Genomic DNA, 22520 nt, shown 5'->3' with positions numbered 1-22520 from the left:
ATCGGATCCCGGCCTCCGCCGTCGTGTGCTGAATTCAGACGAGATTGAAGGGCTCGGGGGCGCTGCGGACCGAACCGAGTTGCGCCACAACGGTGTAGGGGCCCGCCGGGACCTGAACCCGGTCGCCCGCGCAGTTGGGCTGGGAGGTGGCGCCGGACCAGGCGACGGTGAAGGCGGCCTGCTGGCCGGGGGCCAGGGTGTGTACGTCGGGGGTGCCGTCCGGGTAGCAGTCGGTGCTGGACCACAGCCTGCGCTGGCCGTCCAGGGACTGGACCTGGACCAGCTGCAGGCCCGACCCCATGTCGCGTGCGCAGGCGACGCTGGAGATATTGGTGATGACGATGCCGAACTGCGGCGGCTCGCCGACCTTGTAGGTGGGCTGCCCGACGGTCACCTTCACGGCGAGCGACTGGTCGGGGCACATACTCAGCGCGGCCGGCGGGATGACGGTCGGGGCGGCGACGGACGGCTTGGCCGCGGTCGGCTCCGGGGCGCTCGCGGAACTGCTCGCGGCCTTGGTGGTGGCCGCGGCGCTCGAGGTGGTGGCCTTGGCGTCCGTCTTGTGGTCGCCGCCGCCCTTCAACAGCGCGAAGGCCACCCAGATCACCAGCGCGAGGCCGAGCACCATCGCGCCGATCGCGACCGCGCGACGGCGCCAGTAGATTTCGGGTGGCAGTGGTCCGTTCGGTTCCAGCACGGTGTCAACGGTAAGGGCACCGTCCGGGTCATCCCGAGCAGGGTGTCGGCGTGTCGGACGTGAAAGCGCCTACGGGGGCGGTAAATTCCGCCGCCCGCGGGAGGGAAACGCGCATCCCCGGCAGAACCGACGCCACCCCGGTTCGAGCCGGGCTAGACCACTTCGCCGATGTTGCCGATGACGCGGTGCAGCTTGATCTCGCCGTCGCCGAGGTTGTAGGTGACACAGGCGATGGCGCACTCGCCGGTGGCCACCCGCTGGGAGATGATCATCGACCGCTGCATGAGCAGACGGGCGGTCTCCTCGACGTGGCGGGCCTCGAGCTCGTCGACCGATGCCAGGCCCTCGCGGCGGCCGATGAGGATGGACGGAGTGACGCGCTCGACGACCGAGCGGATGAACCCGCCGGGGACGTTGCCGTGGTCGAGGGCGTCGATGGTGGCGCGGACCGCGCCGCAGCTGTCGTGGCCGAGCACGATGATCAGCGGCACCGACAGCACCTGGACGCCGTATTCGATGGAGCCCAGCACCGAGGCGTCGATGACGTGGCCGGCGGTGCGGACCACGAACATGTCGCCGAGACCCTGATCGAAGATGATCTCGGCGGCGACGCGAGAGTCGCCGCAGCCGAACAGCACTGCCGAGGGCTGCTGGCCGGCGACGAGCTTGGCCCGGTCGGCCGCGCCCTGGCTAGGGTGCTGCAACGTGCCGTTGACGAAGCGCTCGTTGCCTTCGCGCAGGGCTTTCCAGGCACTGATCGGGTTGTTGTGCGGCATGCGTCCCATTTTCCATAGCCCTCTGGTTACCGGCGAGTCCTCAGCGTTACGGTCGGGCAAAGACGCGCTGACCGGATCGCCGCGCGCCCGGTGAGCCGCTGGGTGGGCGGAAACCGGCCTCGCCGAAATGGATACCATCGCGCGTGGCGGCGTGCGGGATTTCCCGGCTCCGAAACGGCCGGGAGGAGGCGAAGATGGACAGCGACGCGCTCATCGACTGGTATCACGAGACCGCGCGGGACCTGCCGTGGCGACGGCCCGGAGTCACGGCGTGGCAGATCCTCATGAGCGAGATCATGCTCCAGCAGACGCCGGTGGTGCGGGTCGAACCCATCTGGCGGGAGTGGGTGGCCCGCTGGCCGGTGCCCTCCGCCATGGCCGCCGCACCGCAGGGCGACGTCCTGCGCGCCTGGGGCAAACTCGGCTATCCGCGGCGCGCGCTGCGGCTGCACGAGTGCGCGCGGGTGCTGGCCGAGGAGCACGGCGACGAGGTGCCGGCCGACGTGGACGTGCTGCTGAGCCTGCCCGGGATCGGGGCCTACACCGCCCGTGCCGTGGCCTGTTTCGCGTACGGCCAGCGAGTTCCGGTGGTGGACACCAATGTTCGCCGCGTGGTGGCCCGCGCCGTGCACGGCCGCGCCGAGGCGGGCAATCCGGCGAACCGCGATCTCGCGGAAACCGAGGCACTGCTGCCCGCGCGGGTCGACCGGGCCGCCGTCATGTCGGCGGCCCTGATGGAACTGGGCGCGCTGATCTGCACCGCGCGGACCCCGGATTGTGCGCGCTGCCCACTTCCCCTGTGCGCCTGGGTCACCGCGGGCCGCCCGGCCTCCGAGGTGGTGCGGCGCGTGCAGAAGTACGAGGGCACCGACCGGCAGGCGCGGGGCCGGTTGCTCGACGTCCTGCGCGGGGCGTCGGGTCCGGTGGAGCGGGTTCGCCTGGACCTGGCCTGGACTCGCGATCCGGGCCAGCGGGATCGGGCCCTGGATTCGCTGCTGGTCGACGGTCTCATCGAGCAGACCCCCGACGGCCTGTTCGCGCTGGCGGGCGAGGGCAGCTGATCCGCGGACGCCCCTCCCGGACCGAGGGGTTGTTGTCCGGGAGGGGCGTGCGGGGGCGATCTGCCGCCCCTCATGCGGTAGATCGCGGTGTCGCAGCCGGTTTCGCGGGATCCGGCCCGAAACTCAGGCGGCGACGAGGACTCGGCGGCGATTGCGGGTGCGGCTGCCCACCACCCGGCAGATCAGGTAGATCGTGAACGAGATGGTGGTGACGAAGGTCGAGATCGGGACGCCGGGGGCCAGCGACAGCAGAATGCCTCCGACGGCGGCGATCTCGGCGAACACGATCGACAGGATCGCCACCCGGGCCGGGCTGGCGGTGAGCTGGGCGGCCGCGGCGGCGGGAGTGATCAGCAGCGAGAGCACCAGCAGCGCGCCGACGATCTGGACGCCGAAGGCCGCCGTCACGCCGAGCAGCACGGCGAACACGATGGACAGCGCCCGCACCGGAACACCGCGCGCCACCGCCACTTCCGGATCCGCGCTGGCGAACAGCAGCGGGCGGTAGACGGCGGCCAGCACCACCAGCACGGCGGCGGTGCAGGTGGCCAGCAGGCCCAGCCCGGAATTCCCGACGCTGACCACCTGACCGGTCAGCAGCGAGAACTTGGAGCCCGCGCGTTCCGGGCCGAGCCACAGGAACAGCACCGACAGGCCGAGGCCGAAGGACAGCACCACGGCGATCACCGAATCACGTTCGCGGGCACGGGAACCCAGCACGCCGAACAGCACGGCCGCCACCACCGAACCGATGATGGCGCCCAGGCCGACGCCGATGCCGGCCAGCAGCGCGGCCGCCGCGCCGGTCAGCGAGAGCTCGCTGGTGCCGTGCACGGCGAAGGACATCTGGCGGCTGATGATGAGCGGGCCGATGGCCCCGGCCAGCAGGCCGAGCAGGGCGGCGGCGAGCACCGCCTGCTGCACGAAGTCGTAGGACAGCAGATGGGCGGTGGTGGAGACGTCGAACATCTGTGAGAACAACTTGGACAGTTTGTCGATCATGCCCGCGCCTCCGGTGCCAGCTCGCTGCCGCTGTGCCTGTTCTCGCCATGGCTGTGCCTGTTTTCGCCGTGGCAGTGGGCCGCACCGGATTCGCCGAGGGCGTCCATGGCGTCGCCGGTGCCGACGACCACCAGGCGGCCGCGCACGCGCAGCACGTCCACCTCGGTGCCGTAGAGCTCGGAGAGGGTCTCGGAGGTCATGACCTCGTCGGGCGTGCCGATCCGGAACTGCCCGTCGACCAGGTACAGCACCCGATCCACCAGCGGCAGAATGGGATTGATCTCGTGCGTCACGAACAGCACCGCGGTGTCGTGGGTGCGCCGCCGCCGGTCGATGAGCTCGGAGACCAGCCGCTGATTCGCCAGATCCAGCGACAGCAGCGGTTCGTCGCACAGCAGTACCCGGGGATCACCGGCCAGCGCCTGCGCCACCCGCAGCCGCTGCTGTTCGCCGCCGGAGAGCGCGTCCAGCGGCGCGTAGGCGAACCGCTCCGCCCCCACGGCCGAGATCGCCGCCGCCACTTTGCGTTTGCGTTCCCTGCGCCCGCGCAGCCCGAGCCCCCACCGATGCCCGTCCACCCCGAGCCCGACGAGATCGACCCCGCGCAGCTGCGCCCCGCCCTCGATGGTCTTCTGCTGCGGCACATACCCGATATCCGGATTCCCCACCCGCACCGGCGATCCCGCGACCTCCGCGGTTCCCGCGGTCAGCCCCAGCTGCCCCAGCAGCATCCGCATCAACGACGTCTTCCCGGACCCATTGGGCCCCAGCACCGCAATGAATTCCCCCGGCGCCACCTCGAGATCCAGCCCCTGCCACAACGTCCGCTCCCCGAACGACAACCGCGCATTCGACAGCCGCACGGCCGGCATGCCCCGGCCGCCGTGTGCGCTGCCTGCGCCCGTGGCGGGCGCGCCGGCGCCGGCGTTCGCCGTCGTTTCGACCTGCGCCGCAAGGGCGTTCGCATCGGCGGCGGGGGTCGAGTCGGTCGACGGAGGAGGAGTCTCGGCGCAGGCCGAGCGGCCGGAAGGGGTGCGCGGGCGCGCCCCGGTGAGGGCGCAACCGGCTTTGGGCGTCGTCACGCCGGTGTCGGGCGCCTGCGCGGCCTGCGCGGGGTTCGCGGTCATGGTGGTACTCCCGGATGCGGCGGTCGGTCAGGACAGGGCCTTGGCGAGGGACTGGGCGTTGTTCGTCATCCAGGTGACGTAGTCCAGGCCCTTGGGGAGGGTTTCGGTGACCTCGACGACGGTGACGCCTGACTTGTCGGCGGTGGCGCGCAGGTCCTTGGTGAGTTTGTCCTCGGTCTGGATGTTGTAGACGAGGGCGCGGACCTGCTTGGCGCTCAACAGGTCTCGCACGGTGGCCACGTCCTGGGGCGCGGGGTCGGTGCCCTGTTCGACGGCCTCCTGGAAGGCGTGCGGAGTCCTGTCGTCGGCCTTGGCGGCGGTGAGCAGGTAGGCGGCCAGCGGCTCGGTCTGCAGGACCGGCTGGTTCGGGTGCTCGGCGGCGATCTTGGCGGTCACGGCCTCGATGGGGGCCAGCTGCGCGGCGAAGGCGGCGGCGCGGTCGGCGAAGGCCTGCCTGTGGCCGGGGTCGATCTCGCCGAGGGCGTCGGCGATGTGCTGGGCGATGTGGCCGACCTGGTGCAGGTCGTACCAGACGTGCTCATTGGCCTCGTGGTCGTGACCGGCGGCCTCGGTCCGCGCGGAAGTCGGTGCGGCCGAACCGCTCTCGTGCGCGTGATCGCCCCCGGTGGCGATGTCGAAGGCGTTGACGGTCTTCGTGTTCCGGCCCGCGATGGCCTTGTCGATGAATTCGTCGTAGTGGCCGCCGTTGTAGACGACCAGCTTGGCGTCGGTGATCTTGGCGGCGTCGACGGGGGAGACCTCGAACGAGTGCGGGTCCACCGTGGGGTCGTCGATGATCGATTCGACGGTCACGTCCGGCCCGGCGACGGCCCGGGTGATATCGCCCCAGACATTGGTGGAGGTGACGACGGTCGGCTGATCGGAGCTCTTGGCACTGCCGCAGGCGGTCACGGTGGCGACCGTCGCAAGTCCGGCGGCGAACACGGCGAATCCTCGGGCGAAGCTGGTGGTCACGCTGAGTACTCCTGGCACTGCGGCTTACTAGTAACGAAAACGATTGCCATTTGAATGTAGCGCAAACGACCGTTAGGTCCCTAGTCCCAGATCGGGAGATGTGGCCTGCGACACCTGCGGCCTACCTCGGCCCCACACGGAAAACGGCCCCCGCGAACGGATGTTCGCGGGGGCCGCTTCGGTCGTCCGGTGCGGTCCGGCCTAGGTCATCGCCGCGACCGGCAGGCTCAGCAGCTGCGCGCAGCGGAGCAGGCCGAGGTGCGAGTACGCCTGCGGGTGGTTGCCGAGCGAGCGTTCGGCGACCGGGTCGTACTCCTCGGAGAGCAGACCGGTCGGTCCCGCCACATCCACCAGCTGAGCGAACAACGCCTCGGCGTCCTCCCGCTTGCCGATGAGCAGGTACGCCTCCACCAGCCAGGCGGCACACAGGTGGAACCCGCCCTCACCGCCGGGCAGCCCGTCGTCGTGGTGGTACCGGTACACCGTCGATCCGCTGCGCAGCTCGGCTTCGGTGGCCACCACGGTGGCCGCGAACCGCGGATCCGAGGGATCGATCAGCCCGCTGAGCCCGATGTGCAGCGTGGCCGCGTCGAGGTCGGTGCCGTCGTAAGCCGCTGTGTAGGACTGGACTTCGTCGTTCCAGCCCTCGGTGCGGACCTCGTCGGCAATGGTGTCGCGCAGCGGCTCCCACTCGGGATCCGCCGGCCGCCCGAACTGCCGGGACAGGGTGAGCGCCCGGTCCACGGTGAGCCAGCCCATGACCTTGGAGTAGACGTGGTGGCGCGGATTGCCGCGGATCTCCCAGATGCCGTGGTCGGCCTCGCGCCAGCGGCGCTGCACCGCGGAGACCATGGCGTGCACCAGCTCCCAGTCCGCATCCGGCAGCGCCTTCGCGGGATCGTTGACGCCCTTGCGTTCCCGCGCGTGCGCGAGCTGGGAGATGAGATCCACGATGGGCCCGAACACGTCCAGCTGCACCTGCATGTTCGCCGCGTTGCCGACGCGCACCGGCCGCGAGCCGGCGTAGCCGGGCAGCTGGTCGATGACGGCCTCGGGGGGCAGCGTCTCGCCGTAGAGCGTGTACAGCGGGTGCAGTCGCTCGGGTCCGGGCAGGGTCTCGAGCACCCGGTGCACCCAGGCCAGCAGATCCTCGGCCTCGCTGAGCGAGCCCAGCGAGACCAGCGCGGACGCGGTGAGCGAGGCGTCGCGCAGCCAGCAGTAGCGGTAGTCCCAGTTGCGCACGCCGCCGATGTCCTCGGGCAGCGAGGTGGTGGCCGCGGCCAGGATGGATCCGGACGGCGAGTGCACCAGCCCGCGCAGGGTGAGCGCCGAGCGCTTCATCAGATCCGGCTTGAGCGGCGGCAGTTCGAGTGTGCCCACCCATTCGGCCCAGTACCGCTCGGCCTCCCGGCGGCGGTCCGACTCGGCCCGCATGGCGGGCGCGAGATCGGAGGTGCCGCAGCGCATTTCGAGCACGATCGGGCCCTGGCGCGGGTCGACCACGGCGCGGGCGGTGTGGTGGTTGCCGTCGTCGATGATCTCCCATTCCACGCCGGGGGAGCGCAGCACGATCGGATCGTTGGGGCCCTCCACCTTGAGCCCGCCGGTGGCGGGCAGCAGCCGCACCGGCACCTGCCCGAATTCGGGGCGCGGCGCGAAGGTGATGACCGCTTTGGCGTCACCGGTGATGACGCGGGTCAGGTCGGTGCGCTCGGGTACCACGTCGTGCGGCAGGTAGTCGACGACCTGCAAACTGGACCAACGGGTTTCGACGGTCATGGTGCCGTCGACATAGCGCTGCGACAGCGGCAGGCTGGCGCGCTCGGGCTGAATGGTGAAGTGGCCCGCGCCCGGTCCGCCCAGCAGATGGGCGAAGACGGCGGCGGAGTCGGGTTCGGGGTGGCACAGCCAGGTGACGGTGCCGTCCGGTGTGACAAGGGCTTTGGAGCGCGGGCTGGCCAGCATGGTCAGCCGCTCGATTCGAGGGGCGGAGGCACCTGCCAACCATGTCCGGCGTTCCTCGAGGAGGAACGCCAGCGCCTTCGACACCTCCTCGGTGCTGGCGACCCGGTATTCGGCCAGCGATTCGCCGTCGCCGACCTTGATGCCGACGTCCGGTCCGGAGAGGCGTTTGAAGGCCTTCTCGTCGGTGACGTCGTCGCCGATGAACAGTGCCGCCGAGGCGCCCTGCTGATGCCGGACGATATCGAGTGCCGCGCCCTTGTCGGTCTCGACCACCGCGAGTTCGATGACCTCCTTGCCCTCGGTGGTCTGCACGCCGACCCAGCTGGCCGGGCCCTGGCGCACCGCAAAGACTGCGCGACGGCCGATTTCGGGGCTGGCATTGCGGACGTGCAGGGCCACGCTGGCCGGTTTGATCTCGACAGAAGCGCCCGGATTGTCCTGAGCGATCTGCGTCAGGGTCGTGGTGACCTCCTGCAGCAGCTGTTTCGCGTCGTTGTCGATGGCGTGCACGAAGCCGACATCGAATTCCGAACCGTGACTACCGATCAGCTGCACCTCGACGGGTAGCCGGGACAGGGCCGCGAGATCGCGCAGCGCGCGACCGGAGATCACGGCGGCGGTGGTTCCGGTGAGTCCGGCGAGAGCGCGTAAGGCGCTCACCGACTCCCGATGGGGATAGGCCTTGGTCGGGTCGGAGACGATGGGCGCGATCGTCCCGTCGTAGTCCGAAGCGACCAGCAGCCGTGGCACGCGGGCGATGGCCGACAGGGCACGGCGAAGTTCCAGTGACAAATCCTGTGCGCTCACGCATCCAACCTAGTGATCGGAGGAGATTTTTCAGGGCGCGAGTGATGCTACTGGGTCTTGATTGCTCACTCGTGTGTGCGGTGATACATAGCGTTTACGAGACACTTCCGGGTCGTTCACGCTTTTGTGAGACACGCGCGGGTTGCTCTGCGTTCACCCTGGCTGACCAGCGGGGTTCCAGCAAACGCGCAACGGGCTGCCCGGTTCTCCGGACCGGGCAGCCCGTTGCGCATCGAGCGAACGCAAGTGTGCGTTCGTGCTACTCGCTATTCGTTGCCGCCGCCGATGAGCAGGTCGACGGTGAGCTCCAGGCGCTCGGTCACATCGGTGGCCGAGGCGCGGCGGGTCAGCCACGCAACCAGATTCGACAGCCACACATCGGAGATGACGCGGGCGATGGCGAGCTGGCGGTCGCTGGGAACCTCGTCGGAGAGGGCACGCGCGAAGAACCGGTCCATCACCTTGCCGACCCGATCGACCTCGGCGGCCGCGGAGGCGTCGGCGAACATGAAGGCGCGGGTCATGGCCTCGGTGAGCAGCGGGTCGCGCTGCATGGCCCGGGTGACCTGGGTGAGCAGTAGGTGCATGCGCTCCTGTGGGGTGGCCCCGGCGAGCGGCTTGCGCCGGCCCTCGAACTGCTCGAATTCCCGGGCCAGGGCGGACACCAGCAGGTGCACCTTGGACGGGAAGTACCGGTAGAGCGTGCCGACGGCGACATCCGCGCGTTCGGCGACCGCTCGCATCTGGACCGCGTCGTAGCCACCCTTGGATGCCAGTGCGAGCGTGGCGTCGAGGATGCGCTTGCGTCGGTCGCGCTGCGCCGCCGAGCTCAGATCCTCCTCGCTGAGGGTGGTGACGGGCGCGGTGCGTCCACCGGGCACCCCGTCGGCGGCCTGCGATCGGGAGGGACTGGCCATCGGTTGAGAGTCCTTTCCTGCACGAATCGTTCGGTTCATCTCACCCAGCGTCGACTGGGCACGAGTTCGTACCGCGACCGGGACGGCGCTTGACTTCCGCCCGGCTCGAACATTAGAACATGTTCTAGGAGCTGAAGTCACGCCGGAAAGGCGGTATGGAGTGTGACCATAGCCACCACTGACGAGCATAAAGCCGTCCAGGAGTCCATGCGCGGGTGGGCAGCAGCGGTGCGCCCAATTGCAACAATGCGTTCCAAAGAGCATGCGGAACTGCGTTCCGGCGCGTCCGATTTCTGGCGCGAATACTGGCCGCGCCTGGCCGATCTCGGAATTTTCCGGGTCGCGGTGCCGGAGGAGGCCGGGGGCGCGGGTGGGACCGTCGGGGATCTGGCCGTGCTGGTGGAGCAGGCGGCACATGACCTGGTCGGCGGACCGGTGCTCTCGACGGCGTTGGCGGGACTCGTCGCCGGCGAGGCGCTCGACGAGATTACGCCATGCGGCGTCGCGCTCGCGGGCGAAATCGCAATATCCGTGGGCGAATCGGGCGCCTCGGTGTCCGGTGAGTGGGACTCGGTTCCGGGCGCCGCACCGGGTACGGCGGTGCTGGTCCCGGTGCGCGACGGTGACCGTCGCCTGTGGGCGCTGATCGACGCCGGCGCCGCCGGGCTGACCGTGGAGCCGCTGGCCGGCATCGACAAGACCGTGCCGGTGGCGCGGGTGGTGTGCGCGAACGTCGCCGTGGCCGCGGATCGCCTGTTCGAGCCCGGCTTCTCCGTGCCGGACCTGGCCGCCACACTGGTCGCCGCCGAGGCCGCGGGCATCGCGGGCTGGTGCCTGGAGACCGCCACCGAATACGCGAAGGTGCGCGAACAATTCGGGCGCAAGATCGGCGAATTCCAAGCGGTCAAACACATTTGCGCGTGGATGCTGTGCCGGGCCGAACAGATTCGCGCCGTCGCCGCCGATGCGGCCGCCGCGGTGGACAGCGGTGGTGCGGAACTGCAGCTGGCCGCCGCCGTCGCCCTGTCCATGTCGCTGGATGCCGCGGTGGAGAATGCCAAGGATTGCATTCAGGTGCTGGGCGGAATCGGTTTCACCTGGGAGCACGACGCGCACCTGTATCTGCGCCGGGCCACCGCGCTGCGGCAGCTGCTGGGCGGTACCGCGCGCTGGCGGGCCCGGGTCGCCGAGCTGACCCTGGCCGGCATACGCCGCACGGTCGGCGTCGACCTGGGCGCCGACGGCGAGCCCGGATCCGACTGGGAGACAGCCGGTCTGGATGCCGCCGAGGCGGCCGTGCTGGCGGCGGACCTGGCCAAGATCGCGGCGCTGCCGGAGCCGCAGCAGCGGCCGGCGCTGGCCGAGGCCGGACTGCTGGCCTCGCACTGGCCCGCGCCCTACGGCCGTGGCGCCGGACCCCTGTTGCGTACACGCCTCGACGACCAGATCCGCCAGGCGGGTATCGCGCTGCCGGACATCGCGATTGCCAACTGGGCGATCCCGACGCTGCTGCAGTGGGGCACCCCCGAGCAGATCGAGCGCTACGCCATGCCGACGCTGACCGGTGAGGTCATCTGGTGCCAGCTGTTCTCCGAGCCCGGCGCCGGGTCGGATCTGGCGGCGCTGCGCACGGTGGCCGAGCGGGTCGAGGGCGGCTGGAAGCTGCGCGGCCAGAAGGTGTGGACCTCGCTGGCCGATCGCGCCACCTGGGGCATCTGCCTGGCCCGCACCGACGCCTCCGCGCCGAAGCACAAGGGCATCAGCTACTTCCTGGTCGATATGAAGAGCGCGGGGCTGGACATCCGGCCGCTGGTGGAGATCACCGGTGAGGCGCGCTTCAACGAGGTGTTCCTCGACGACGTCTTCGTGCCGGACGACTGCCTGGTCGGCGAACTCGGCAATGGCTGGAAGATCGCCCGCTCCACCCTGTCGGCCGAGCGGGTCGCCATGGGCGGCAAGGGAATCGGCGACGAGCTGGAGGCGTTGATCGCCGCCGCGCCGGCCTCGGGTCCGGGCGCGGAGCTGGTCGCGGACCGGCTCGGCGGGCTCATCGCGGAATCGGTTGCCGGAACGTTGTTGGAAGCTCGCGCGGCGCAGAAGCTGCTGTCCGGCGGGGATCCTGCCGCGCAGAGCAGCGTGCGCAAACTGGTCGGTGTGAGACACCGGCAGGCGGTAGCGGAATTCGCCGTCGAACTGTCTGGTGCGGCGGGCGCTCTGGAAACCGACGCGGTGAAAGAATTCCTGCTCACACGCTGTTTGTCGATTGCCGGCGGTACCGAGCAGATCCTGTTGACCGTCGCCGGTGAGCGGATCCTCGGGTTGCCCCGCGAGTCGCACGGCTAGTCCACACCTGAATCGGGAGCATTGCATTGGACTTCACCAGGGACGAGAGCCAGGACGCTGTCGCCGAGGTTGTCGTAAGTTTGCTGGAACGCGACAGCGCGCGTGATGCCGCGCTGTGGCCGATCATCGCGGACAGCGGCCTGCTGGCCGTGCCGCTGCCCGAACGCTTCGGCGGTGACGATATGGGCCTGCTCGAGGTCGGGGCCATGCTCACCGAGCTGGCCCGCGCCGCCGCGCAGGCGCCCGCACTGGTCACCCTGGGCTTCGGCGTGCTGCCGCTGAAGGCGGTCGGCCTGCCGGATGCCCTGGCGGAAAAGGTGTTTCCGGCCGTGGCCGAGGGCGCGGTGCTGACCGCCGCCCTGCACGAGCCCGGCTCGCCGTTCACGGTGAAGCCGGAGACCACCGCGGTGACCGACGGCGCCACCGTGCGCGTCACCGGCCGCAAGGTGGCGGTGCCCTACGCCGACACCGCGCGCTGGATGCTGGTGCCCACCGACAGCGGCATCGCCGTGGTGGACGGTGACGCCGTGGGCATCACCCGCACCGCGAGCCCGACTTCCGATGGCGTGCCGGAGTTTTCGCTCCAGCTCGACCAGGTCGTGATCCCGGCCGAGCAGCTGCTGCCCGGCGGGCTGACCGAACTGCACCGGTTCGCGCTGGCGAGCCTCGGCGCGGTGGCCGACGGCCTGCTCGCCGGCGTCGTCTCTTTGACCGCTGAGCACGTGCGCACCCGTCAGCAGTTCGGCCGCCCGCTGGCCGAATTCCAGGCTGTCGCACAGCAGATCGCGGATGTCTACGTGGCCTCCCGGACGCTGCACGCGGCCGCCTGCTCGGCCACCTGGGCGCTGGCTCAGGACGAACAGGGCGCCGAGCACCTGGAACGCATCGACGACGATCTCGACGTGCTGGCGTACACGGTGGCGGCGGAACTGCCCGCGGCCATGCAGAAGTGTCACCACCTGCACGGTGGTCTCGGGGTGGATATCACCCATCCGCTGCACCGCTACTACTCACAGGCCAAGGACATCGCCCGCTGGCTCGGCGGCGAATCGTTCCGGCTGGACCGTTTGGGAGCCAGATGTTCATCGAACTGACCGCGGAGCAGCGCAAGCTGCGCGACGAACTGCGCACGTACTTCACCGGTCTCGTGACTCCCGAAGAGGAGGCCGAGATGCTGGTGAACCGGCACGGTGACGCCTACCGCGCGGTGGTCAAGCGCATGGGCCGCGACGGCAAGCTCGGCGTCGGCTGGCCCAAGGAGTACGGCGGGCAGGGCTTCGGGCCGCTGGAACAGCAGATCTTCTACAACGAGGCGGTCCGCGCCGACGTGCCGGTGCCGCTGGTCACGCTGCTGACCGTCGGCCCGGCGCTGCAGTCGTTCGGCACCGAGGAGCAGAAGCAGAAGTTCCTGCCCGGAATCCTCACCGGCGACGTGCATTTCGCCATCGGCTACTCCGAACCGGACGCCGGCACCGACCTGGCCGCGCTGCGGACCTCCGCGGTGCGCGACGCCAACGGCGACTGGATCGTCAACGGGCAGAAGATCTTCACCACCGGTGCGCACGAGGCCGACTACGTCTGGCTGGCCTGCCGCACCGGTTCCGCGGAGTCCCGGCACAAGGGCATCACGATCCTGATCGTGGACACCAGGGATCCGGGCTACTCGTGGACGCCGATCATCACCGCCGACGGCGCGCACCACACCAACGCCACCTACTTCGACAATGTCCGCGTCCCCGCGAACATGATGGTCGGCGAGGAGAACGGCGGCTGGAAGCTGATCACCACCCAGCTCAATCACGAGCGGGTGAGCCTCGGACCGTCCGGCAAGATCGAGCAGCTCTACCACCGGGTGCACGACTGGGCGCAGGCCCAGGGCGTGCTCGGCGAGGCCGACGTGCGGCGCTCGCTGGGCCGCCTGCACGCCATGACGCGGCTGAACGAGCTGCTGAACTGGCAGGTGGCCTCCAATATGGAACGCCCCGACGCCGACCAGCGCGATGTCATCGCCGACGCCTCGGCGACCAAGGTGTTCTCCACCGAGGCGCTGCAGCAGGCGGGCCGCCTGGCCGAGGAGATCGTGGGCCGCTTCGGCGATCCCGCCGACCCGGCCACCGCGGAACTGCTGGTCTGGCTGGACAAGCGGACCAAGCAGAACCTGGTGGTGACCTTCGGCGGCGGCGTCAACGAGATCATGCGTGAGCTGATCGCTCAGATGGGCCTGCGCCTGCCGCGGGTTCCGCGCTAGATCGCAGAGGAGAGAGCGTGACGAAGAGTTTCACGGCCGACGAGATCCGCGAGGGCCTGGAGAAGATCAAGGCGGACGGTGAGTCCGCGGCGCGCGCGGGGCGCGATCCGATCAACCAGCCCATGATCAACAACTGGGTCGAGGCCCTCGGCGACGCCAACCCGATCTACGTGGACGAGGCCGCCGCCAAGGCGGCCGGGCACCCCGGCATCGTGGCCCCGCCCGCCATGGCGCAGGTGTGGACCATGCTGGGACTGGGCGGCGTCCGCGCCGACGACGACCCGATGACCCGCACCAACGACCTGTTCGACGCGGCCGGCTTCACCTCGGTGGTCGCCACCAACTGCGAGCAGGTCTACCACCGCTACCTGCGGCTCGGCGAGCAGGTGACGGTGCGGTCCAGCATCGGCGACATCGTGGGCCCCAAGCGGACCGGGCTCGGTGAGGGCTGGTTCACCACCTACCTCACCAACTGGTACGTGGGTGACGAGCTGGTCACCGAGATGAAGTTCCGCATGCTGAAGTTCGCGCCCGGTACCGGAAAGACGGCCGCTCCCGAGGAATCCGGCGAGGTGTCCGCGGAAGATCTGGCCAAGCGCGTGCGGCCGACCGTGTCCAAGGACACCGAGTTCTTCTGGGACGGAATCAAACTCGGGGAGCTGCGGATCCAGCAACGGCCCGGCGGCTCGCTGCAGCACCCGCCGGTTCCGGCGCTGTGGAAGGACCACTCGGAGCAGACCGACTATGTGGTCGCCTCCGGTCGCGGCACCGTCTTCAGCTTCGTGGTGCACCACGCGCCCAAGGTGCCGGGACGGCAGCTGCCGTACGTGATCGCCCTGGTCGAGCTGGAGGAGGGCGTGCGCATGCTCGGCGAGCTGCGCGGCATCGAGCCGGGCGAGGTCGAGGTCGGCCTGCCGGTCGAGGTGGGCTTCCTGAAGCTCGACGACGACAACACCGTGCCCTACTGGGAGGCCGTGAAATGACCACCGTCGAGCTCTCGGCCGTGCAGGTCGGAACCGTGTTGCCGGAGTTGGTGATTCACGCCGACACCACGTTCATCGTCTCGACGGCGCTGGCCACCCGGGACTTCCAGGACGTGCACCACGACCGCGACAAGGCGGTCGAGCGCGGGTCCAAGGACATCTTCGTCAACATCCTCACCGACACCGGCCTGGTGCAGCGCTTCGTGACGGACTGGGCGGGGCCGCGCGCCATCGTCAGGTCGATCGCGCTGCGGCTGGGTGTGCCGCTGTACGCGGGTGACACCCTCACCCTGAGCGGCACCGTGGCGGCGGTGGACGGCGCGCACATCACCATCGACGTGGTCGGCAAGGACTCGCTCGGCGACCACATCACGGCGAAAGCCGTCATCTCCCTGCAGGAGGCACAGTGAGCGGGCTGAGCCGTAGCGCCGCCATCGTCGGCATCGGCGCGACCGACTTCTCCAAGGACTCCGGCCGCAGCGAACTGCGCCTGGCCGCCGAGGCCGTCACCGCCGCCCTGGCCGACGCGGGACTCACGCCCGCCGATGTGGACGGTCTGACGACCTTCACCATGGACACCAATACCCAGGCCGCCGTGGCGCGCGCCGCCGGTATCCCGTCCCTGAAGTTCTTCAGCAACATCCCCTTCGGCGGTGGCGCGGCGGCCGCGACCGTGCAGCAGGCGGCCATGGCGGTCGCGACCGGTGTCGCGGATGTCGTGGTGGCCTACCGGGCTTTCAACGAGCGCTCCGGAAACCGCTTCGGGCAGTTCGCGACTCATCTCGCGACCGGCAACCCGAGCTCCTCCGGCGTGGACAACGCGTTCTCCTACACCCACGGCCTGGGCACGCCGGCCGCGCAGGTGGCCATGGTGGCGCGCCGCTACATGCACGTATACGGCGCGCGCAGTGAGGATTTCGGCCGGGTGGCCGTCGCCGATCGCAAGCACGCGGCCGTGAATCCGGCGGCGCACTTCTACGGCAAGCCCATCACCCTGGAGGAGCACCAGGCCTCGCGCTGGATCGCGGAGCCGCTGCACCTGCTGGACTGCTGCCAGGAGACCGACGGCGGCGTGGCCATCGTGGTCACCAGTGCCGAACGGGCCAGGGATCTGCCCAACAAGCCCGCGCTGATCGCCGGTGCCGCACAGGGTTCCGGTGCGGATCAGTACGTCATGACCAGCTACTACCGCGACGCCATGACCGGGCTGCCGGAAATGGGCCTGGTCGGCGACCAGCTGTGGGCGCAGAGCGGGCTGCGGCCGGAGGACATGCAGGCCGGCATCCTCTACGACCACTTCACCCCCTTCGTTCTCATGCAGCTGGAGGAGCTCGGCTTCTGCGGCCGCGGCGAGGCCAGGGACTTCATCGCCGACGGCGCCATCGAGATCGGCGGCCGCCTGCCGCTGAACACCCACGGCGGCCAGCTCGGCGAGGCCTACATCCACGGCATGAACGGCATCGCCGAGGGCGTCCGCCAGATCCGCGGCACCTCCGTGAATCAGGTCCAGGGCCTGGAGAACATCGTGGTCACCGCCGGCACCGGCGTACCGACCTCGGGTCTGGTGCTCACCGCCAATTGAGCGAGTCGCGAAGGCCCGGATGATCGTCGAGATCGTCCGGGCCTTTCACATGGAACCGCTTGGTATCCATAGAATCGGCCTGGTGTCCGACAAGTCTGAAATGGGCGAGTTTCTTCGGTCGCGCCGGGCGCGATTGCGGCCCGAGGACATCGGCTTGCCGGTGTGGGGGCGGCGGCGGGTGCCCGGGTTGCGGCGCGAGGAGGTCGCGCATCTGGCCGGGGTGAGTGTCGAGTACTACGTGCGGCTGGAACAGGGGCGGGCCGAGGCGGTTTCGGAGGGGATCGTCGACGCCATCGCCACCGCGCTGCTGCTGAGCGAGGACGAGCGACGGCACCTGCGCAATCTGGCACGCCCACCGCGTTCGCTCTCCCGGGCGGGCGAACCGCTGCGCCCCGGACTGCAGCAATTGCTCGATTCCATGACCCGCGCACCCGCGTATATCGTCGGGCATCGGACCGACATCCTGGGGTGGAACGCCGCCGCGGTGGCGGTATTCGGCATCGATTTCGCGGAACTGCCCGAATCCGAACGCACGTGGATGCATCTGGTCTTCTTCGACCCGCACATCCGGGCCATCATGGCCGATGTGGCGCTGGTCGCGGGCCACATCGCCGCGGATATGCGGCTGCAGGCCGGCCATCGGCCCGACGACCCGGAACTGCGGGCCATGTTGCGCCACATGAACGAACGCAGTCCCGAGTTCCGGGAGTACTGGGACACGCACGAGGTCAGCGACTTTCAGTACGGCCGCTACGTCGTTCACCACCCCCTCGTCGGCGACCTGCACCTGGATTACGAACTGCTCGAGATTCCGGCCGATCCCGGGGTACGGGCCCTCGTCGCCTACACCCCGGCGCCGGGCACCGATACCGCGCGGGCACTGGACTCATTGCTGAACGAGAGCACCTCCGAGGCCAAACGGTGCGGCTGATCCGCGAGCCGAGCGCGCGGAAACAGCGACAGACCGACCGTATTCGCGCCCGCGTAAGGTTCGGTGGTTGTTACCGGTGGCGGCGTAGATTGGGGCGCAATTCATCTGTGGGGAAAGGGATCGCGATGACCTTGCGAGAACGGCTGAACGAGCTGCCGGCGATGGGGAGCACGCCGGTGTACGGGGAACCGTACGAGACCTCCGATGGGACCACGATCATTACGGTCGCGGCCGTGAGTGGCTGGCGCGGGTCGAGGCCGATCGGCATATTCGTCATCCGCAACGGTGAGGTCAAGTGGGAGGCGGCCGAGGACGACTCCCGGATCGCGACCCTCGGTGTCCTCACCGGCCTGATCGCCGCGACCCTCGGCACCTTGGCCCTGGTCAAGCAGCCGCCGTGGCCGAATATGCGCATCTGGGATATCCGCTACCGCGCTAGCTGATGGCCCTGAACTGGGCGGACAATACGGCGGCCAGCTGATTCACGCTTTTCGCGGTGCCCGGCGCGAGACCGGTGCGAGCGCCGGCGAAGCGGTCGAAGACCAGGCCCTCGAGGACGGCGATGAAATCGGCTGCGGCAGTGGCCGGGTCGGATGCGCCGAGGGTTTCGAACAGGGTGGTGGCATGCCGGTGCGAGAAGAGCGAGCTCGCGAGTTTGTCGTGCATGTCGGCATCGCCGAGCAGTTCGATGATGAGGGCGTGCCGGGCGATCAGATGGTTGCGGCGTTGCGCGAGTAGGCGATCCAGCCAACCCGCGATGCCTGCCGCGAGCCGGTCCAGGGCGCTGTGCGCGAGGGTTCCGGGTACTCCCGTCGGCGCCGCCAGGTCCGCTTGCCCGGCCGCGAAGTCGGTGCGGGAGCGGGTGGTGATGCGGTCCACGATGCCCTCCAGGAGGGCTCGTTTGGTGCGGAAGTAGTAGGACGTCGATCCTGCGGGGAGTTCCAGCGCGGTGTCCAGGGCGCGGTGGGTGAGTGCCCGGAGTCCTTGGGTGGCAATGAGATCGATGGCGCTGTCCACGATGAGGGTGCGCCGGTCGGGTGTGGAGGTGGTCACCTTTGCTCCTCTGCGGCTCCGTGATCCTCTACAACTATAGAGGAAGCTCTACGGAAGTAGAGGATACAGGGAGGTGTCATGGAAGCGCCGGAGATCGTGCTCGATGCCGATCAACGTCAGGCCGCCGAGCAACTGGCCGCGATTGCCGCGCGGGTGGGCCGGAGGTGGCGGCGGCCGCGCGGGCTGTACCTGTACGGCGGTCCGGGGCGCGGCAAGACCATGCTCATGAACCGCTTCTTCGCATCCGTGCCCTCGAATCGCAAGCGGCGCTACCACTTTCACGCATTCTTCGCGCAGTTGAATGCCGGAATCCACGAGTACGGGAATATCGACGCCTCGGTGGACGCGCTGCTCGGCGACGCGGATCTGATCTGCTTCGACGAATTCCATGTGCACGACTCGGGCGATGCCCGGCTCGTGACACGACTGCTGGACACGCTGTTCGCCCGGCGCATCACCCTCGTGGTGACTTCGAACTATCCGCCGCAGGACCTGCTGCCCAACCCCCTCATGCACGGCATGTTCGTGCCGACCATCGAGCGGATCCTCGAGCACCTGGACGTGGTGGCGGTGGACGGGCCGCAGGACTACCGCATGCTCGGGGGTCGGCGCACCGGCTTCGCCGCCGGGCACTACGTGGTCGGGGCCTGCCCGGCGATCGGCGCGGTCGATCTGCCCGTCGCGCATCGGCGGCTGCACGCCCGCGCGCTGGAAAACGGGGAGCTCACCGTCGATTTCGCGGAGCTGTGCGGTATCCCGGTGTCGGCGGCCGATTTCCTGGAGCTCACCCGTGAGGTCCGCCGCTGGGTGGTGTGCGCGGTGCCGCCCGTGGGCACGGTCCCGCCGGACTGGGTGATGCGCTTCGTGAATCTGGTCGACGTGCTCTACGACGCCGACCTGGAACTGTCGATCTTCGCCGACGTGCCGCTGGCGGAGCTGGGCGGTGCCGGCAATGGGGTGAGGGTGGCGATCGAGCGCGTCCCCGATCTCTACCGCACCCTGAGCCGGCTCGCGGAGCTGCGCGAACCGGCAAACCTCGAGTCTCGATAGCCGTTCGGCGAAGCCCCGGTGAACTGGCCGACTTGATCGACGTGCACGGTTCACGTGCCGTCAACGCGGAGGGGGTCTGGCGTTGCGGGCCGCTTCCTACCGTGGCGTCAGGAGCAGCACCGAACCGGAGGGGAACGATGCGAATCCGCGAGCAGGCAAGGGATTCCGCGCCGCGGAACCCGAGCATACCGAGTAGTCCCCATATCCGGAAAAGCGCCCGCCTGCGGGTGCTGGTCGTCGCCGAGTCCTTTCTTCCCCAGGTCAACGGCGTCACCAACTCCGTGCGCCGGGTGCTGGATCACCTGGCCGCCAAGGGTCACGAGGCCACGCTGGTGGCCCCGACCGGCCCCGGCAAGTACGCCGGGTTCCGCGTGCACGTGGTGCGCGGGGCCCGGCTGCCCTTCTACCGGGATTTCCGGATCGGGCTGGAGACCCGCCGCCGGCTGCGCAAGATCATGCGCGAATTCCGGCCCGATGTCGTGCATATCGCCTCGCCGGCGACGCTCGGCTATCAGGCGGCCAAGGTCGCGAACGAGCTCGGGATTCCGACCGTCGCCATCTATCAGACCGATCTGGTGGGTTTCGCGCTGCGCTACGACCTGCCCGGCGGCGTCCGCGCCATGACCGCGCTGACCCGGCGCATCCACCTGCGGGTGGACCGCACCCTCGCGCCCTCCACCGCCAGCCTGCGCCAGCTGGAGCTGATGGGCATTCCGGGACTGGGCCGCTGGCCGCGCGGGGTCGACCTGCAGCAGTTCGGCCCGTTCCGGCGGTCGGCGGAACTGCGAAAGCGCCTGGCCCCCAAAGGCGAAGCGCTGGTCGGCTATATCGGGCGCCTCGCGCCGGAGAAGGAGCTCGAACTGCTCGCCGCACTGCGGCCGCTGCCGGGCGTCCGGCTGGTCGTGGTGGGCGGCGGCCCCGAGGAGAAGCGGCTGCGGAAGCTGTTGCCGGACGCGGAGTTCCTCGGCGTGCTGCACGGTGAGGAACTCGCGGCGGCCTACGCGTCGCTGGATGTGTTCGTGCACACCGGCCGCCACGAAACCTATTGCCAGGCAGCGCAGGAGGCGCTGGCCTCCGGTGTGCCGGTGGTCGCGCCCAAGTCGGGCGGCCCGATCGACGTGGTCACGCCCGGCGCGGGTTTCCTCTATCCACCCGGCGACGCCGAGGCGATGACCGAACTGGTGCGCCGCCTGGTCGAGGACCCGCGGCTGCGCGAGCAGACCGCGCAGACCGCGGTGCGCAGTGTGCGCGACCGGTCCTGGACGGCCGTCAACGATCTGCTCATCCGTCACTACCGCGAGGTGATCGCGGAACGCCTGCAGGCGGATTCGACTCTGCAGTCCGATTCCACGCGGGGCGAGTTCCCGGCCACCAAGGAGGCATCCTGATGCTCCGCATCTCCGTTATCGGCACCGGATACCTGGGCGCCACCCATGCCGCGGGCATGGCCGAACTCGGCTTCGACGTGCTCGGGGTGGACAACAACCCGGCCAAGGCCGCGGCGCTGTCCGCCGGGCGCGTGCCCTTCCACGAACCCGGGCTGCCGGAACTGCTGGCCGGGCACGTGGCGGGCGGGCGGCTGCGTTTCGGCACCTCGCTGGTCGAGGCCGCCGAGTTCGCCGACGTCCACTTCCTCTGTGTCGGAACGCCGCCCGGGGTGAACGGGGCCGCCGACCTGTCGCAGCTCTACGGCGCGCTGGACGGGCTGGTGCCGCACCTGACCCGCAATTGCCTGATCGTCGGCAAGTCCACCGTGCCGGTGGGCACCGCCGAGGCGCTCACCGCCCGCATCGCCGAACTTGCGCCGGAAGGGATTTCGGTCGATCTGGCGTGGAACCCGGAGTTCCTGCGCGAGGGGCACGCGGTCTACGACACGCTGCACCCGAACCGGTTGGTCTTCGGTGTCACCACGCCGGACGCGGAATGGGCGCTGCGGCAGGTGTACGCCACGCCCATCGCCGCGGGCTCGCCGGTGGTGATCACCAACCTGCCGACCGCCGAGCTGATCAAGGTCTCCGCGAATGCCTTTCTGGCGACCAAGATCTCGTTCATCAATGCCATGGCCGAGCTGTGCGACCTCACCGGCGCGGACGTGACCCTGCTGGCCGATGCGCTGGGCCATGACGACCGGATCGGCCGCAAGTTCCTGGGCGCGGGCCTCGGCTACGGCGGCGGCTGCCTGCCGAAGGACGTGCGCGCCCTGATCGCCCGCGCCACCGAACTCGGTGCGGGGGAGTCGGTCGACTTCCTGCGCGACATCGACGCGGTCAACCTGCGCCGCCGCGAGCGCGTGGTGCGGGAGACCTTGGAGCTGCTGGGCGGTCACCGCTCGCGCGGCCGGGTCGGTGTGCTGGGTGCGGCGTTCAAGCCGCTCTCCGACGACGTCCGCGATTCACCCGCCCTCGATGTCGCGCAGCAGCTGCACGCGGCCGGGGTCGAGGTGACCGTATTCGACCCCGCCGCAACGGGTCCGGCGCGCGCCGTCGCCCCGCAGCTGGTGTTCGCCGCCACCCCGGCGGCCGCCCTGCACGAGGCGGATGTGGTCCTGCACCTGACCGAGTGGCGTGAATTCGGGGAACTGGATCCTGGTTTCCTGCGCACGGTCGCCCGCGGCCGGGTCATCATCGACGCCCGCAATACCCTCGACCCCGAGCCCTGGCTGGCAGCGGGCTGGGACTTCCGCGCCCTCGGCCGCCTGGTCGAGCCGCGCACCGTGGCCGGCCGGGTCGGCGCGCCCGCCGGCACCGCCTATCCGGCACCGGCTGTCCGGGAGCCGGTCGCCGAACCGGCCCGCGCTCTGGCTCAGCCCTCGCCGCTGACCCGCTTGCGCGCCCGCGTCCGCCGCACCGCCTGATCGCTACGGTCGCAGACCCTCGACCCCGTGCCCGGCGACGCGGCCTCCCCGCGTCGCCGGGCTGCTGTGTCGCCGGGCTGCTGTGTCGCCGGGCTGCTGTGTCGCCGGGCTGCTGTGTCGCCGGGCTGCTGTGTCGCCGGGCTGCTGTG

The 22520-nt window shown here is 69.8% G+C and carries 20 protein-coding genes; 12 read left to right on the top strand and 8 right to left on the bottom strand.

The window, feature by feature from the left end; genetic code table 11:
- Positions 1-34: 34 nt before the first annotated feature.
- A complete protein-coding gene (locus tag ABZV44_RS03445) occupies positions 35-697 on the bottom strand; it encodes a hypothetical protein (protein WP_354831357.1) in 663 nt (220 codons plus the stop codon).
- 152 nt (positions 698-849) lie between these two features.
- Complete coding sequence (locus ABZV44_RS03440; RefSeq protein ID WP_354831355.1) at positions 850-1473, bottom strand: carbonic anhydrase; 624 nt, start codon at positions 1471-1473, stop codon at positions 850-852.
- A gap of 194 nt (positions 1474-1667) precedes the next feature.
- On the opposite strand from ABZV44_RS03440, the gene ABZV44_RS03435 reads away from it, so the two are divergent.
- Positions 1668-2534, top strand: coding sequence for an A/G-specific adenine glycosylase (locus tag ABZV44_RS03435; protein ID WP_354831352.1), 867 nt, complete (start codon positions 1668-1670; stop codon positions 2532-2534).
- A 123-nt stretch (positions 2535-2657) separates the two neighbouring features.
- On the opposite strand, the gene ABZV44_RS03430 is transcribed toward ABZV44_RS03435, so the two are convergent.
- From ABZV44_RS03430 to kstR, 5 genes are all read right to left on the bottom strand, one after another.
- Positions 2658-3536: a metal ABC transporter permease gene (locus ABZV44_RS03430; protein ID WP_354831350.1), complete on the bottom strand. Its 879-nt coding sequence runs from the start codon at positions 3534-3536 to the stop codon at positions 2658-2660.
- Positions 3533-4408 (bottom strand): ATP-binding cassette domain-containing protein, encoded by an 876-nt coding sequence (locus tag ABZV44_RS03425; protein ID WP_354831669.1) that lies wholly within the window; start codon positions 4406-4408, stop codon positions 3533-3535. The genes ABZV44_RS03430 and ABZV44_RS03425 overlap by 4 nt, the downstream gene beginning before the upstream one ends.
- A 282-nt stretch (positions 4409-4690) precedes the next feature.
- Complete coding sequence (locus ABZV44_RS03420; protein WP_354831347.1) at positions 4691-5638, bottom strand: zinc ABC transporter substrate-binding protein; 948 nt, start codon at positions 5636-5638, stop codon at positions 4691-4693.
- A 201-nt stretch (positions 5639-5839) separates the two neighbouring features.
- Positions 5840-8410 (bottom strand): trehalose-phosphatase, encoded by a 2571-nt coding sequence (gene otsB, locus ABZV44_RS03415; protein ID WP_354831344.1) that lies wholly within the window; start codon positions 8408-8410, stop codon positions 5840-5842.
- 266 nt (positions 8411-8676) lie between these two features.
- A complete protein-coding gene (kstR, locus tag ABZV44_RS03410; RefSeq protein ID WP_354831343.1) occupies positions 8677-9327 on the bottom strand; it encodes a cholesterol catabolism transcriptional regulator KstR in 651 nt (216 codons plus the stop codon).
- A gap of 162 nt (positions 9328-9489) precedes the next feature.
- On the opposite strand from kstR, the gene ABZV44_RS03405 reads away from it, so the two are divergent.
- The 8 genes from ABZV44_RS03405 to ABZV44_RS03370 all read left to right on the top strand — a co-directional run bounded on the left by ABZV44_RS03405 (position 9490) and on the right by ABZV44_RS03370 (position 17857).
- The gene (locus ABZV44_RS03405; RefSeq protein WP_354831341.1) at positions 9490-11670 is read left to right on the top strand and encodes an acyl-CoA dehydrogenase; all 2181 of its coding nucleotides are present in this window, start codon (positions 9490-9492) and stop codon (positions 11668-11670) included.
- A 26-nt stretch (positions 11671-11696) separates the two neighbouring features.
- Positions 11697-12764: an acyl-CoA dehydrogenase family protein gene (locus tag ABZV44_RS03400; RefSeq protein WP_354831339.1), complete on the top strand. Its 1068-nt coding sequence runs from the start codon at positions 11697-11699 to the stop codon at positions 12762-12764.
- Positions 12749-13918, top strand: coding sequence for an acyl-CoA dehydrogenase family protein (locus ABZV44_RS03395; protein ID WP_354831337.1), 1170 nt, complete (start codon positions 12749-12751; stop codon positions 13916-13918). Before ABZV44_RS03400 ends, ABZV44_RS03395 begins: the two co-directional genes overlap by 16 nt.
- A gap of 17 nt (positions 13919-13935) precedes the next feature.
- The gene (locus tag ABZV44_RS03390) at positions 13936-14901 is read left to right on the top strand and encodes a bifunctional MaoC family dehydratase N-terminal/OB-fold nucleic acid binding domain-containing protein (protein WP_354831335.1); all 966 of its coding nucleotides are present in this window, start codon (positions 13936-13938) and stop codon (positions 14899-14901) included.
- Positions 14898-15311, top strand: coding sequence for a MaoC family dehydratase (locus ABZV44_RS03385; protein ID WP_354831332.1), 414 nt, complete (start codon positions 14898-14900; stop codon positions 15309-15311). Before ABZV44_RS03390 ends, ABZV44_RS03385 begins: the two co-directional genes overlap by 4 nt.
- Complete coding sequence (locus ABZV44_RS03380; RefSeq protein ID WP_354831330.1) at positions 15308-16483, top strand: lipid-transfer protein; 1176 nt, start codon at positions 15308-15310, stop codon at positions 16481-16483. Before ABZV44_RS03385 ends, ABZV44_RS03380 begins: the two co-directional genes overlap by 4 nt.
- Positions 16484-16502: 19 nt before the next feature.
- Positions 16503-17414, top strand: coding sequence for a helix-turn-helix transcriptional regulator (locus ABZV44_RS03375; RefSeq protein WP_354831328.1), 912 nt, complete (start codon positions 16503-16505; stop codon positions 17412-17414).
- Between the two features lie 125 nt (positions 17415-17539).
- Positions 17540-17857 carry a hypothetical protein gene (locus ABZV44_RS03370; RefSeq protein WP_354831326.1) on the top strand — a complete coding sequence of 106 codons (318 nt, stop codon included), beginning with the start codon at positions 17540-17542 and terminating at the stop codon, positions 17855-17857.
- Here ABZV44_RS03370 and ABZV44_RS03365 read toward each other — a convergent pair.
- Positions 17850-18467, bottom strand: a complete 618-nt coding sequence (locus tag ABZV44_RS03365; RefSeq protein ID WP_354831323.1) for a TetR family transcriptional regulator — start codon at positions 18465-18467, stop codon at positions 17850-17852. The two genes, ABZV44_RS03370 and ABZV44_RS03365, sit on opposite strands and share 8 nt — an antisense overlap.
- 78 nt (positions 18468-18545) lie before the next feature.
- Between ABZV44_RS03365 and zapE the strand changes: the two genes are divergently transcribed.
- From zapE to ABZV44_RS03350, 3 genes are all read left to right on the top strand, one after another.
- Positions 18546-19517, top strand: a complete 972-nt coding sequence (zapE, locus tag ABZV44_RS03360) for a cell division protein ZapE (RefSeq protein ID WP_354831321.1) — start codon at positions 18546-18548, stop codon at positions 19515-19517.
- A gap of 221 nt (positions 19518-19738) precedes the next feature.
- Positions 19739-20905, top strand: a complete 1167-nt coding sequence (locus ABZV44_RS03355; RefSeq protein WP_354831666.1) for a glycosyltransferase family 1 protein — start codon at positions 19739-19741, stop codon at positions 20903-20905.
- Positions 20905-22371: a UDP-glucose/GDP-mannose dehydrogenase family protein gene (locus tag ABZV44_RS03350; RefSeq protein WP_354831318.1), complete on the top strand. Its 1467-nt coding sequence runs from the start codon at positions 20905-20907 to the stop codon at positions 22369-22371. Before ABZV44_RS03355 ends, ABZV44_RS03350 begins: the two co-directional genes overlap by 1 nt.
- Positions 22372-22520: the final 149 nt, after the last annotated feature.

It is taken from the genome of Nocardia sp. NPDC004860 (assembly GCF_040609015.1).
Taxonomy (GTDB): domain Bacteria; phylum Actinomycetota; class Actinomycetes; order Mycobacteriales; family Mycobacteriaceae; genus Nocardia.
This window is presented reverse-complemented; position numbering and strand designations above follow the sequence as displayed.